This window comes from Cytobacillus depressus, from assembly GCF_008923245.1.
GTDB lineage: Bacteria > Bacillota > Bacilli > Bacillales > Cytobacillaceae > Cytobacillus > Cytobacillus depressus.
This window is the reverse complement of the sequence record NZ_WBOS01000003.1, coordinates 373,524-388,408: the sequence shown is the minus strand read 5'-3', so window position 1 is coordinate 388,408 and position 14,885 is coordinate 373,524. Positions and strand designations below refer to the sequence as shown.

The 14,885-nt window shown below is 38.9% G+C and carries 11 protein-coding genes; 7 read left to right on the top strand and 4 right to left on the bottom strand.

The annotated features are described in order from the left end of the window. Positions 1-253: 253 nt before the first annotated feature. The 5 genes from F7731_RS10510 (at position 254) to F7731_RS10490 (ending at position 6,317) form a co-directional block, all read left to right on the top strand. Positions 254-892 carry a YigZ family protein gene (locus F7731_RS10510; protein WP_151534731.1) on the top strand — a complete coding sequence of 213 codons (639 nt, stop codon included), beginning with the start codon at positions 254-256 and terminating at the stop codon, positions 890-892. A 104-nt stretch (positions 893-996) separates the two neighbouring features. Then, positions 997-2,019, top strand: coding sequence for an LCP family protein (locus tag F7731_RS10505; RefSeq protein WP_151534730.1), 1,023 nt, complete (start codon positions 997-999; stop codon positions 2,017-2,019). Between the two features lie 209 nt (positions 2,020-2,228). Beyond that, positions 2,229-2,891, top strand: a complete 663-nt coding sequence (locus F7731_RS10500) for a hypothetical protein (RefSeq protein ID WP_151534729.1) — start codon at positions 2,229-2,231, stop codon at positions 2,889-2,891. Between the two features lie 14 nt (positions 2,892-2,905). Further along, positions 2,906-4,105 (top strand): efflux RND transporter periplasmic adaptor subunit, encoded by a 1,200-nt coding sequence (locus tag F7731_RS10495; protein ID WP_151534728.1) that lies wholly within the window; start codon positions 2,906-2,908, stop codon positions 4,103-4,105. Positions 4,106-4,328: 223 nt separating this feature from the next. Then, positions 4,329-6,317 (top strand): S-layer homology domain-containing protein, encoded by a 1,989-nt coding sequence (locus tag F7731_RS10490; RefSeq protein WP_151534727.1) that lies wholly within the window; start codon positions 4,329-4,331, stop codon positions 6,315-6,317. A gap of 281 nt (positions 6,318-6,598) precedes the next feature. Here F7731_RS10490 and F7731_RS10485 read toward each other — a convergent pair whose 3' ends face one another. Next, positions 6,599-7,642, bottom strand: coding sequence for a glycosyltransferase family 4 protein (locus tag F7731_RS10485; protein WP_151534726.1), 1,044 nt, complete (start codon positions 7,640-7,642; stop codon positions 6,599-6,601). Between the two features lie 372 nt (positions 7,643-8,014). On the opposite strand from F7731_RS10485, the gene secA2 reads away from it, so the two are divergent. Both secA2 and F7731_RS10475 read left to right on the top strand, forming a co-directional pair. Continuing rightward, positions 8,015-10,381, top strand: coding sequence for an accessory Sec system translocase SecA2 (gene secA2, locus F7731_RS10480; protein ID WP_151534725.1), 2,367 nt, complete (start codon positions 8,015-8,017; stop codon positions 10,379-10,381). Between the two features lie 17 nt (positions 10,382-10,398). Continuing rightward, positions 10,399-11,286 carry an accessory Sec system S-layer assembly protein gene (locus F7731_RS10475; RefSeq protein WP_151534724.1) on the top strand — a complete coding sequence of 296 codons (888 nt, stop codon included), beginning with the start codon at positions 10,399-10,401 and terminating at the stop codon, positions 11,284-11,286. Positions 11,287-11,473: 187 nt separating this feature from the next. Here F7731_RS10475 and F7731_RS10470 read toward each other — a convergent pair whose 3' ends face one another. From F7731_RS10470 to F7731_RS10460, 3 genes are read right to left on the bottom strand one after another with little or no spacing between them, the layout of a single operon-like run. Beyond that, on the bottom strand, positions 11,474-12,535 hold the full coding sequence (locus tag F7731_RS10470) for a DNA-processing protein DprA (RefSeq protein ID WP_151534723.1): 1,062 nt from the start codon (positions 12,533-12,535) through the stop codon (positions 11,474-11,476). Between the two features lie 3 nt (positions 12,536-12,538). Continuing rightward, positions 12,539-14,074 (bottom strand): YifB family Mg chelatase-like AAA ATPase, encoded by a 1,536-nt coding sequence (locus tag F7731_RS10465; protein ID WP_151534722.1) that lies wholly within the window; start codon positions 14,072-14,074, stop codon positions 12,539-12,541. A gap of 38 nt (positions 14,075-14,112) precedes the next feature. Then, positions 14,113-14,751 (bottom strand): transposase, encoded by a 639-nt coding sequence (locus tag F7731_RS10460; protein WP_151534721.1) that lies wholly within the window; start codon positions 14,749-14,751, stop codon positions 14,113-14,115. Between the last annotated feature and the right edge of the window lie 134 nt (positions 14,752-14,885).

The following is a 14,885-nucleotide window of genomic DNA, read 5'->3' as shown; positions in this document are numbered from 1 at the left end:
ATTATAATAAGAAAAGCGCAAGGCGCTTAGCTTTCGGCAACTAGCATAAGACGAGCCGGCAGACAGGTTGTTCTTTAGCCTTTTTGACAGATTGGCTTATGACCTCCGACGTACAGGACGTACTAGTGCCGACGATGCCACAGGACGTGGCGTTCTTAGTCGGCGAGCCGATGGCGCCTGGAGCTAGACCATTTTCTAACTTCAAAAACCAATATTATTTTTATAAAAAGAAAAACCAGAAAGGAGCGGTCATATGCTGCCCCGTTACTATACAGTTAAAGGATACGGAGAACATGAAATTGTTATTCAAAAATCGCGTTTTATCGCATACGTGACAAGAGCAGAATCGGAAGTAGAAGCACAGGATTTCATTCAGCAAATTAAAAAGAAGCATTGGGATGCAACACATAATTGCTCCGCTTATATGATCGGTGAAAATGACCAAATTCAAAAAGCGAATGACGATGGCGAGCCGAGCGGTACAGCAGGTGTCCCTATCCTTGAAGTATTAAAGAAAAAACATCTAAAAGACACAGCCGTCGTCATTACGCGCTATTTTGGCGGCATCAAACTAGGCGCTGGCGGACTCATTCGCGCATACGGCAAAGCCACCTCCGAAGGGATTGACACAACAGGCATTGTCGAAAGAAAACTCATGCGCATCATGCACACAAAAGTTGACTACACTTGGCTTGGCAAGCTCGAAAATGAACTGCGCTCCTCAATATACACCTTGAAAGAAATCCATTACCTCGACAATGTTGAATTCGAAACCTTCGTGGAAGAAGATCAGACAGACAATTTTACGAATTGGATGGTTGAACTAACGAATGGACAAGGGGTGATCACGAAAGGCGAGCAGTTATATTTGGAGGACGAACTGGAAAAATAAGATTTACGTTTTGGGACGGAAACTGTAAAATATAATTGGGCAAATTAAGTATATATACCTGATGCAATTGTAATACATCCTTATTTTTTAAAAGGAGCGATCTCATGTCTAAATCTAGACAAAGCCATCGAGCTAAAAAGCAAAGCAAAAAACGAAAAAAAGTCTTTCTCTTTGTTTTAACCCCGTTCCTAATTGTTTTATTGGGTGCTACATCATACGCCGCCTTATTATATAATAAAGCTCAATCCGTCATGGACAACTCATATGAACCAATTATTAGGGAACAGACAAAGCGGGAACAGAAGGTTGATCCCAAATTGGATAATATCTCTGTTCTTATTGTTGGAATTGATGATAGTAATACACGTAATTATTCAAGTGGATCGAGAACAGATGCCCTCATGCTTGCTACTTTCAATGAGCAAGCAAAATCTGTAAAGCTGTTAAGCATTCCTCGGGATTCCTATGTATACATACCAAGGAAAGGCTATAATGACAAGATCAATCACGCTTACGGCAAAGGCGGAATCGCATCAACAATGGAAACGGTAGAAGGTTTACTGGATATACCAATCGACTATTATGTGAATGTGAACTTTAATGCTTTTATTGACATTGTCGATGCACTTAGCGGCATTGAAGTCGATGTTCCTTATACTTTTAGCGAGCAAGATTCACATGACCGGCAAAATGCCATTCACCTAAAAGCCGGTTTACAGCAGCTAAATGGCGAAGAAGCCCTAGCTTTAGCAAGAACACGTAAACTAGATAATGATGTCGAACGCGGAAAAAGACAGCAAGAAATTTTAAAAGCCATCGCGAATAAAGCAACCTCTGTGAAGTCTGTTACAAAGTATGCGGATGTGATTGAGGCTGTGGGAGAAAATATGACAACCGACTTATCATTCACTGAAATGAAAAAATTCATTGACTATATGACTGCTGGTACGAAATTAAATATTGAATCCTTATCTCTTGCCGGCGCAGACAATTACATCAATGGCATTTATTACTATCAATTAGATACCGCTTCCCTTAATGAGATTAAACAAACATTGAAAAGCCACCTCGATGTTTCGAGTACTGTTGCTTCAGATCATCATTCAGTGGAAGATACTACTCCTTAGATGACGTATTTTTATCCTTAAACTATAAATATACTAAACAATCGACATTTTTGGTGTCGGTTGTTTTTTATATAAAACTAAATCGTCGTCGAATTCGTTAAGCTACCTATGTAATTAGTAGGTATTTATGAAAGTTACTGGTTTTTATTTCAAGTTACTATGTTTATAGGCTAAAATAGAACTAGCAATCATATATGGTGGAGGTCCTTATGTTCTATAAACTTCGGCTAGTGAAAGGCATTGTTTACCCTTCTTATCTAAACTATCAGCTAAGCCAAGCGGAAAAAATCCAGGGGCTCTGGAAGCGAATCATTCTTTTAATTTGCTCTAGTGGTTTTCTAGCCCTTTTAACAGCCTTTTTTGGAATTGGCAACGAAATACTTTCAAAAGATTTATTGACTCTCCCCAGCAGTGACTTTGAATCTATTAAGCTTTTGTTTGCGTTCGGAAAAACTCTTTGGGGGCTGCTATTTGCGGTATTTATGCTGTTTCTTCCTGCTCTCTTTTTTTGGACTGTGACGGAAATACCTTATACAAAGCTTCTATCGACTCAAACGTTTATTCTATTTATTTTACTAATTGGAAAAGCAGTCCATCTATTGTTTGCCCTGCTTTTAGGCATTGATCTATTTTCTTCACCGCTTTCACTCGGTGTAATTATTCAATATGTAACGAACAATGAATTGCTGATTACCCTATTTGGTTCCATTTCAGTCTTTCATATTTGGGCGATTTATTTACAATACACATATATTAAGAAAATGACAGAAAAAGAGCCAAGAGTGATTTTTAGTTTAGTGATGGTTGCTTATTTATTCCTGCTTATCATATCAACACTTCTTCATTACACTAATATCGAAGGGTTATTATAAAGATGGTGATTCAATTGAAAAACTGGAAAAAAAGAATAATCATTGCTCTTTTAGTTATCTTTTTCTCAGCGAATCTTTTTCTCATTGTCAAAAAAGAGAGCAAGATTACTAGAGTTGAGAGAATTAATCATTGGGAGAATGTGAAGATTGGGCAGTTAAAAAATTCGTTATTGACCGAAGGAATAGTCATTCCTGAAGAAGAATACCACGTTTACTTCAACGAAAATCATGGAGTATTTAAGCAATTCTATGTAAAAAAAGGAGAAGAAGTGTCAATCGGAACGCCATTGTTTGAATACTCTCCTTTTAATACAAGTGACGAAATAGGGAAATTGGAAACAGAAATAACAGAGTTAGAGAATAAAGCAAGCAGCGTAGATACCGCGATTGATCAATTAGAAGCTTTACTAGATGAAGCGAGAAGCGGGCAAAAAGAAAAAGAGCGTCAAGATGAATTAGAAAGTGTTTATAACATTCAATCAAATATTTACGAAAAAGAGCTTGAAAAAGAATTCTATTTAGGCGAAGCTGCGAGAATACAAGAACAAATTCGAAAAATAGAAGAAAAACCAGATTCAATCGTAGTGGAAAGTGAATTCGATGGCTATGTAAAGAATGTGAAATATGATTTATCTGCTCCTGTCATAACCATTAGTTCGAAAACGCCTTCCATTAAAGGAAGCTTGAGTGAGACGGAAATTCATAAAGTTGAAGAAGGAATGAAGGTGTCTATCGGGAATAAAGAGGCTGACATCGGTACAATCTCGGACATCTCTCCTTTACCGGAAAATGAACCTGAAATTGACCAGGAATCAACTTATCCAATCCGTATACAGGTCGATAATCCTTCCGATGATCTCATTGCCGGAAAGCATGTCAATGTTGGAATTATATTAGAGGAAGCTGCTCCTGCCCTAATCATTCCGGAAACAAGCATCAAGAAGAAAAAGAGCGGTACTTTTATCAATGTTTTATCTTCATCCGGTACGGTCGAAAAGCGTTCCATTCAAACCGGGATTGAAAGTAATCAAAAGCTAGAAGTTATTTCAGGTGTGAATAAAGAGGATGTGTTTGCATCGAACGCTGAAGAAGTGAAATACAGTACCCACTCTCCATTTACAACACCGATAAAAATAAAAGAACTATCTAAATCAAGTTTGAAGCAAAGCTTGAAATCTAAATGGAAATATATCGTGCGTGGATTTTTTCATTAAAAATTAATATCATCAGATTTAATATACTGCGTGGTGATTACTTCAGCACAGTAAAGCTAAGTAAAGCTTGCTCACTAAAGACACACTTGCAGTAGCCTTCTTATTAAAAGACTAGACTAATAATCTAGTCTTTTTTTCATTCGACATTATTTTTATAGTATGGTAGAACTATAGAGGCGAAACATTTATTGGCAAAAACTATTCATCTTGAGGAGGCAATTCTTTGTTACAGAAAAAGCAGATCATCGTTGCACTCGTGTTGTCTTTGTTATTTTTCAGCATTCCACAGTCCTCGACTTTTGCGGAAACCATTCAACAATATCCGGTTTCTTCAGGGGTCCAATATAAAAATAATAAAGAGATTATTAATTCTTACCAGCAAAATATTAATCTATTAGAAATTAACTTACTAGATCCGAATACACAGCTGAATTTATCGTTTCCAACCCCGCTAAATTCATTAGCAACCACTTCAAATCAAGCGAAACAAAGCTACTATGCTGGCCATAAAGTGGTCGGTGCCATTAATGGTTCTTTTTTCGACATGACAACGAAGGTTCCTATGTATTTAATTGCCTATAATAATCAAATCGTTAATATTGGATTAACAGAGTTTGAGAGAGAGCATTATGTGAATCAACCAGCTGCTTTCGGAATTACGAGCACAGGAAAAGGTTTAATTGATGAGTATCAACTCTATTTATCACTTAACCATCTAGGCACCTCTTACGATATCACAAGCTTAAACAAGGCTCGTCAAGCAAATGAGCTGATCCTTTATACTCCTGAAAACGTGACGAGCGGTACAGGCGCTAATCAATATGGAGTGGAAGTTATTTTCACAAATGCTTCAAAAAATCGTAGCCTTCAGTTTGGAGATACAATCACTGGGACAGTAAGTGCGATTCGCCCGTTTGGTGATACGAAGGCAACTACGATACCCGCTGATGGATTTGTCCTCTCAGCACACGGGGATAAACAAGCGATTCTTGAAAGTATGAATATTGGTGATGAAGTACAAATCACTCTTGATATAGATAGTAAATGGAAGGGTTCAAAGTTTATGCTTGCGAGCGGTCCTATGCTTGTGAATAACGGGGTCGTTAGTGTAAATATGGATCCGAATAATATTAGGTCAAGAGAGCGTGCTCCAAGAACGGCGATTGCCCTTGATAAAACTGGATCAAAGGCCTATATGGTCACTGTTGATGGTAGATTAACAGGCAGCAAAGGCATGACCCTGCATGAATTCGCGCAATATCTTGTTAAAATCGGAGTGAACAAAGCCATTAATTTAGATGGCGGAGGCTCAACAGCTATGCTAGTCAGAAAGCATGGCACAGAATTGGCGTCCTTGACCAATACTCCATCTGACGGAAGAGAACGTGCAGTTTCCTCAACCCTTCAAGTAATTGACTCTTCTCCTCTAGGAGCTGCTAAATATATGAGTGCAGGCTTATCTGTTTCCGGAGAAGTTCAAATCGGCACACCTATTACGGTAAGTGTCAACCATGTACTAGACCAATTTTTCAATCCAATTCAAGTAGACCCGGCTAAAATAACCATTAGCTCAGATTTAGGCACGGTCCAAGGAAATACAGTCATCCCATCAAAAGCTGGTCAAGGCACGATTACGGTTAAATATGATGGCGTGACACAAATTCTGCCCATTAAAGTTATTGCAGAAAAAACAGCTTTCTCTGATGTTCCTGCATCTTATAAATATTATAAAGAAATAAGTGCTTTAACGAACGACAAAATCATCAACGGATATCCGGATGGAACCTTTAAACCGAATACTTCTTTAACGAGATTAGATGCTGCCCTCTTACTTGGGCGGGCTTTAAAATTAGATACAACAAATGTCCAGGATGTTAATTTTAAGGATGTACCGAAAACACATAAATACTATAAAGAAATAGCAGCAATCGCAAACCACAAAGTGATGAACGGAAAAGCTGCAGATATTTTTGATCCATCCGCTCCATTAACAAGAGCTGAAATGGCTGTCATTTTACACAGAGCCTTCAAATTAACAGGAAGTGCACCAATCACATTCACGGATGTGAACAATAAAACCTTTGGCTATGACTCCATTTCTGTCCTATTAGCAAATAATGTTACAGAAGGGTTCCCGGACAAAACATTCCGTCCAAAGGAATCTGTAAATAGATTTCAGTTTGTATTATTCATGTATCGTATTTTGTATTAATCAAGCTAATTAATAAAATTCCCAAATACGAAATGGTATATTCTCAATAAAATGCCGGTCGGTTCACTTCCACTATTGAAGTGAATCGACCGGCACTTGTCTTTCTACCGTGGACAAAAACCAAAAATGTCCTTTTAAGGTGTCTGACACCTCAAAAGGACATTTTGCAAAGTTTTCTTTCTGCGGTGTACACAGTAGAAAACGAAGAAGCGACAGCAACTAAATTTTTGTAATAAAAAAGCAGCAACCTAGTGTATATTAGGTTGCTGCTTATAGATGAATTATCGGCCTTTTCCTTGGCTGATCATTTTCAGTAAAGGTTTGTAGTCTTTGTTAACAAGCCCAATTTTTTCTGCGAAGATTTCGATAGCCAAGATAAGAATTCCAATGACTAAGATGGCGCCCCACAAAGTTGAATTGGAGAAAATAAAAGCTGCAATGCCAAACATCGCGGCAATCGCATAAATAATCAGCACCGTTTGACGATGTGTATAGCCGAGTTTTAATAAACAATGGTGAAGATGGGATTTATCTGGAGCTGACAAAGGCTGTTTATTAACAAAACGTCTAATAATCGCAAACAATGTATCAGATATAGGCACCCCGAGAATAATAACCGGGATAATTAATGATAAGATGGTAATATTTTTAAATCCGAGTAAAGCTAAAACGGAAATAATATAACCTAAGAATAACGCGCCTGTATCCCCCATGAAAATTTTCGCAGGGTGGAAATTATAAACAAGGAAGCCTAAAGTACTACCTAGAACAATCAAGCCCATGCTCATAACATAGACATCGCCCATTAATACTGCCATACCTGAAATGGTAATTAAAGCAATGGATGAAACACCGGCAGCCAGGCCATCAAGCCCGTCAATTAAGTTGATTGCATTCGTCACACCAACAATCCAAAGAATCGTTAATGGAATACTGAAGAAACCAAACTCAAGTGGTCCCCAAAAAGGGATATTAATAAACTCAACTTGTACGCCTGCAAGCACAACAGTTAATGCAGCGGCAAGTTGCCCCAATAATTTAATTTTAGCGGATAGCTCAAACAGATCATCTAAAACTCCTGTGATTACGATAATAAAGCTACCGATAATAATAGGGAGTGAAAACTCATCTGTCGGGCGTAAAAATAATATACCAATGATGAAGCTGATAAATATCGCTAGGCCACCTAAACGCGGCATGATTTTTTGATGTACTTTACGTTGATTCGGTTTATCAGTTGCTCCAATTGCAAAGGCAAACTTTTTCACCAAAGGTGTTAAAATAATCGATGCCAAAAAACAAAGAGCCAAGGTTACGTAAACCATTTAAGAACCTCCTCAAAAATAGCTTATCCAATTTCGAATAATATTACGAAAGTAAATTTCGGTATTTTCGTGATATCCAATTCCTTCTTATTGACCGTATTGATTATATCACCTATATAAAAATATTGAAACGCATTTTAGTACAAATTAATATTTTGTAACATAATAGCAAATTTTATACTTAATTTTATTATATTCGACGGAAAAACTTTCATTAAGTTACAAATTATTGCTAGTTTCCTATCTAAGTAGTATTTCTTCCTAACTTTTGTTAAGATATTTAAATGGAGTAAGTTTGGATTTTTTAAAGAGGTTGTTCAAAAAGTACGGGAAAAAGTCCTTTTGAACACACACTAAAAGGAGCGTCCATTGATGATTACGTTTCTAAAAAACACATTTGGTGATACGAACGAACGTCGTTTAAAAAAATATTATAAATTAGTTGAAAAAATTAATAGCCTAGAGGCCGAGTTTTCTGCTTTAACAGATGAACAGCTAAAGCAAAAAACACAGGAATTTAAAGATAAATTAGCATCAGGAATGACGATTAATGATATCGAAGTTGAGGCTTTTGCAACCGTTCGCGAAGCTTCAAAAAGGGTTCTCGGCATGCGCCATTACGATGTGCAGCTGATTGGCGGACTTGTCCTAACAGAAGCGAATATCGCTGAAATGGCAACCGGCGAGGGGAAAACACTTGTCGCCTCCCTGCCAAGTTACTTGCGGGCACTTGAAGGAAAAGGGGTTCACGTCATTACGGTGAACGAATACCTTGCGAAAAGGGACAGAGAGATTATCGGTCAAATTCACGAATTCCTAGGCCTTACAGTTGGCTTGAATTTGCCAATGATGGATCCATTAATGAAAAAACAAGCCTATCTTGCTGATATTACATACGGAGTCGGAACTGAGTTCGGATTCGATTATCTTCGCGATAACATGGTAAATAGTCCAGCGGAAAAGGCTCAGCGTCCATACCATTTTGCTCTAATTGATGAAGTAGATAGTGTGTTAATAGATGAGGCGAAAACCCCTCTCATTATTGCAGGAAAAATGCAGTCGAATTCTGATTTACACTATATTGCTGCAAGATTGGCAAAAAGCTTTAAAAAGGATACTGACTACTCTTTTGACGAAGAAACAAAAGCTACAAGTTTGACAGAAGAAGGAATTACGAAGGTTGAAAAGGCTTTCGGTGTAGACAATCTCTATGATTTAGAGCACCAAACGCTATACCATTATGTCATTCAGGCCGTTCGTGCCCACGTCATGTTCAAACGAGATGTTGATTATATCGTCCAAGAAGGCAAAATTATGCTTGTCGATATGTTTACCGGTCGAATTATGGAAGGTCGCACACTTAGCGATGGCTTGCATCAAGCGATTGAAGCTAAGGAAGGGCTTAAGGTGACGGACGAGAATAAAACTCAGGCTTCTATTACGATTCAGAACTATTTCAGAATGTATCCTTTCCTATCTGGAATGACAGGAACAGCAAAAACAGAAGAAAAAGAATTTGTCCAAGTTTACGGGATGCAAGTCGTACAAATCCCTACGAATAAGCCAAAAATCCGCGTAGATATGCTGGATAAAGTGTTCAAAACCGTTGAAGAAAAGTATACGGCGGTTACAAAAGAAGTAAAGGCAAGACACGAAACAGGTCAGCCTGTATTAGTAGGAACCACATCTATTCTTCAGTCGGAAGAAATCGCCAAATATTTTACAAAGGAAGGCTTAACCTTTGAAATATTAAATGCAAAAAGTGTGGAACAAGAAGTTCGCTTAATTTCAGAAGCTGGACAAAAAGGACATATTACGATTGCAACGAATATGGCTGGGCGTGGTACCGATATTTTGCTCGGTGAAGGTGTGGAAGCACTTGGAGGATTACATGTTCTTGGAACAGAACGTCATGAAAGCCGAAGAATTGATAATCAGCTAAAAGGACGCTCTGGTCGTCAAGGAGATCCTGGTTTCTCTCAATTCTTCATCTCGCTTGAAGATGATATGTTTAGACGTTTTGCTAAAGAGGAATTGGAGAAGCTGCAGAAGAGCCTAACCTACTCTGAAGACGGAATTGTTCAGTATAAGAAAATCCACGAGTTTGTCGATCGCACCCAAAGAATCGTTGAAGGTGCAAACTACTCGATGAGAGAATATAATCTGAAGCTTGACGATGTAATTAATGAACAAAGAAATATCGTTTATACGTTAAGAAACAAAATTCTTGATGGAAATGGTATGATAGATTTACTGGAATCTATCGTTAAGTCGACAATCGATGCTGAAGTCGATAAGGCTTGTTCAATCGAGATTCTTCCAGAGGACTGGGATGTCCATTCCTTAAAGAATACGATGGAGCATATTTTATTAGGTGAAACTATCGCCTTGCCTATAGATACTCACGATAAAGAAGCAATTTTAAGTGAGATTCTTAATGCTTTTGATAAGTATCGGAATCAGTTAGATGTCATAAAGGAGAAATATGAGGACGAAATCAGCGGGAACATTAAGCTGATTATGACTTCAATCCTTGATGCAAATTGGATTGCCCATATTGAAAACATGACACGTTTAAAAGAAGGTATTGGTTTACGTTCCTATCAACAAGAGGATCCGATGAGATTATATCAAAATGATGGACTAGAATTGTTCACTGTCTTCTATCAAAAAACTGAAAAAGAAATCTCTATTCACGCTGCCAATTATATTAGTGCGATGCTGGAGCAAGCTGAATAGGAAAAAGGAGCAAAGAGATGCTTTCTATTTTTCGACGAAAAAAAAATGACGAAATCAAAAAAGAAGGAAATGACCAAAGCTTTTCCACTGAAGAATTAATTAATGAAAAGGAAGAGACGACCGAAACTGAAATTGAAACAGCTCTTTCTTTTCACCCTAGCTGGAACTTACCTGCGGAGCAACAATATGTTTTCCGCTTCCTTAATAATGAGCTTGAGCCATTGAAGCCGAACCAAATCTCGTTATCCGGCATTGAAGTTGGCGAAGGTTCAGGTGGAATTGAAGTAACAGCTTTTGTTCGAAACAGCTTGCAAAAAGCGATCCAATTAGAGGAGGCCACCCTTCTATTACTGGATAAAGAGAGCCAAGTTATTGCGAGACATAAGTTTGACTTAAGTGAATTAGGAGAAATCCCAGGAAAAAGCAGCCGCCCATGGGTGTTTGTTTTCCCTCAAGAAAGCTTAAAGGTTACTGAGTTCAGCAAAGAAAACTGGACACTCGCATTCGAACTAAGGAAAAAACATTCTTTAGACCTTGAAGAAAGCTGGCAAAAAGGCCTTTCAGAAGATGCGAAAAAGCAACTGGAAAATATCGTAAACTCTACAGAACCTCCTAAAGAAGGAGAAATTAATATTATGGGTCTGCAAGCCAAGCTTGACGATGAGGGCAGCTTGCATACAACCATTTTTATCCGTAATGGCACAGATAAGGACATTCAAATTGAACAGCTACCATTACAAGTAATTGATGCGTCAGGAGAAGTAGCAGCCCAAGGCGGCTTCACACTTAACGATTTCGAAGTGAAAGCCAACACATCTAAACCTTGGACCTTCATCTTCCCAAAAGACAACATCAAAAAAGACCAACCCGATCTATCCAAATGGATCATCAAAATCAACCAATAGGTGTCACACCTATTGGTGTCTGACACCTTCCGTGGACAAATGGATATTTTGTCTACAGTATATGGACAGTGTAAAAAGTGAAGCATTTGCGCTTCACTTTTTTTGTAGAGTGTTTTTTGGTGTCAGACACCTCTCGTGGACATTTTGGTCTATTTTACTTCCCATATGGACACTTAATTTCTTTATCCTAGTGCAATCCGTAAACAAGGTTTCCTCTCATAATAATTTCCTTAGTTAATTCTAAATCTAGTAACTGATCCATGAGCTGGTCTTCGCTAAGTTTTGCTAGGTGGGAAAGTTGTTGGATGGTGATTGGGGATTCGGAAAGGAACTTTAGAATTGGATGCTCGCGTTTCACTTTCTCTATCAATTCTACATCAAGCGGCCTTTTATCTTTAACACATTGAAGACTCTGGATACCTAAATATGGGGAAATTCCCTCCGACAATAAGCGATTCGTTCCTACGCCTTCTTGTACTCCAATATGATTGGGCACTGCATAAACGCGTTTATTATTTTTTATAGCAAAATCAACCGTTGTCAGTGCTCCGCTTTGTTCTCCTGCCTCCACGATCACAAGCTCTGTGGACCAGGCACTTATTAATGCATTTCTTGAAAGAAAGAACTTTGGATTCGGCGCTGTACCAGGTGGAAATTGCGAAATAAACACATTCCCTTTTTCAAGAAACTCATGATAGAGCTGCCTCTGCTCGGTTGGATAACAAATGTCCGGCCCACAGCCAAGAAACGAAATCGTGTACCCACCATGACGGGCGCAAGCGGCTTGGGCATAGCTGTCAATGCCTTTTGCGAAACCGCTATTCACTGGAATATTCAACCTCGCAAGCTCTTCCCCAATCTGCTTTGCTATTTTCTTGCCGTATGATGTGCACCACCTCGCTCCAACTACACCCACCGCATTTTTGATTGGCTTGAGCTGCCCCCGATAATAAAGCACAACCGGAGACTCCTTGCATTCCTTCGCAAAATCAGGATAATTTACGTCATTATACAGAAGAAGCCTAACCCCGCTTTTTTCGGCGGCCATTAAAATCATTTCCGTTTCCTTCAGACTACGATTTAATCCAATTGATTCTAACGCATTTCTCGTCATTTTCGGAACCCCTGATAACGACTCTTCCCCAGCCTCATAAATTAATTTTGGACAATGAAAATGAGCAATCAGCTGTTTTTGCAGGACGGGTCCTACATATTTCAATCTACTTAACCATACCCAATATACATCCATCTTTTATCCTCCCGTTAATAATAATGAATCCTTTTCGACATCCCTGCTCAGGAGGCTTTTTTTCATATGCTGGACTTCTATTTGCTCCTTCCCCTCCAAATCTGCAATCGTCCGCGCAACCTTTATGAACTTATCCAGTGAACGACCACTGTAACGAAACCGGAGATAAGCTTGCTGCAGTAAATCAAGACTATTACGATCAAGCACACAGAATTTTTTTATTAAGGCTGGGGTTAATTGTGCATTGCAATTCACTCCAGCAATATTTTTATATCTCTCCTGCTGAATCGCCCGGGCTCGTTCTACCTTTTGACGAATTTCGCTTGAACTAGCTCCCTCTTCCTCTTTGTTAAAAAAATCGACGACCCCAACAAATTTTTGAATGTCCATACGATCCATGATTGGTCCAGATAATCTTTGCCGGTATTTAATAACTTCATAATCTGTACACCTGCATTGGTGCTGCCCATGATAGCCACACGGACAAGGGTTCATCGCCCCTACAAGCATAAAATTAGCTGGGTATGTATTCGTTCCCCACACTCTTGAAATGGTGACGGAATGATCTTCCAGAGGCTGCCTTAGTGCATCGAGAGATTTTTTCCCGAATTCAGCCATCTCGTCTAAAAATAATACACCATGATGGGCTAAAGAAATTTCACCTGGCATAGCGAAAGGCCCACCGCCAATTAGGGAGTTGATAGAGGCGTTATGATGAGGAAATCTAAAGGGGCGATCGGTGATGAGGCTGCCCTTATCCTTCAATAAATTGGCAACACTATATATTTTCATCACTTCTAATGACTCCTCTTCTATCATTTTTGGAAGAATCGTCGGAATTCGCTTTGCAATCATTGATTTCCCACACCCAGGTGGACCAATCATAAGGAAGTTGTGGCCGCCGGCAGCAGCAATTCCAATATATTCGATTAAAGATTGAAGGCCCTTGACATCTTTGAAATCAACAGAGTAGTTTTCATCTTCGGGCAAATTTTCCGCTTTGGCTTCGGTTTCTATCACCGGCTGATGCTTTCCTTCTACAACAAAAATGGCTTCCTTTAAGGTTTTGCAGCCAATAATGTTTACTCCTTTAACAAGCTGGGCTTCAGGCATATTTTCAATAGCAACAATTAACTTTGTAAGACCGAGCTCCTTCGCTTTAATTACCATTGGCAAAATCCCTGAAACAGGCCGGATATGAGAATTTAGTGAAAGCTCGCCAATGATTCCTGTTTGTGCGAAGTTATGAGGTTTGATTTGGTTCGTTTTTATTAGAAGTCCAATGGCCATCGGCAAGTCAAAATGGGTGCCCGTCTTTTTCATATCAGATGGAGCAAGATTGAAGACGATTTTTTGCGGCGGAAATTGGTAGCCGGCATTTTTAATCGCAGCCTCCAGCCGTTCTTTCGCTTCCTTTACGGCTTTATCTCCTAATCCAACGATTGAAACAGAAGGAAGCCCAATGAGCGTATCGGTTTCCACCTCGACAAGATGGCCGTGTATGCCTGTGAGCGTAAAGCTATGTACAGTTGATGCCATTTTTATTCTCCTTTATAAAAAATACCTTTCTTTCACCACTAGAGCATCATTTTATATACCGTTTTTTCATTCCAATCAGTGAATTGTTTTCTTTCTAGCTCCTTTTTAATATATTTCCCGTGTTCATCAAATTCCGGATCACTAAAGCCTGCATTTAGATATTTTTCATACTCTTTATGTTGGGGTTTGGGAAAATAAGAAAGGATTTGATCGGTGCTTATCAGGGGATTTTCCTCTTTCAGCATATATGCGCGATAGCTGCTCCATGGGTAATCTTCCAGTTTTGTTACAATACCAGCCTTCAAAGGATTTAAATGAATGTATTTACTAACGTCAAGCTCATAGGATGCACTATCAATCCATTCAGCGCCATAGCGTCTCTCAAAAACATACCCGGTAAAATCATTGCGCTTATTAAAATATTTGGCGTAATTTGAGTGGAGATGCTTCATGATCAAGCCTGTGCGGGTGTCGATGGTTTCCAAAAGAAGGTGAATGTGATTGGTCATTAAACAATAAGAATGAAGAATAAAGGGGTAGCGTTCCTTCGTCTTAGCTAGCAGGGTGAGATAATGCTTTCGATCTGCATCATCGTGGAAAAGAGCGTTTTTTCTAATCCCTCTGCTAGTAATATGATATTTTGCACCTGGAAACCAGACACGTCGTTTCCGAGCCAAAAAAATCACTCCTATTCTTAGAATTATTTGGGACTTGGGAAAATAGCAAACGGAATTGGGATGGAAGGATGGTGTCGTGGATGGGGAAGAACCTATTTCAGTGCGAGGAAAACACTTTATCTATCACTATACAA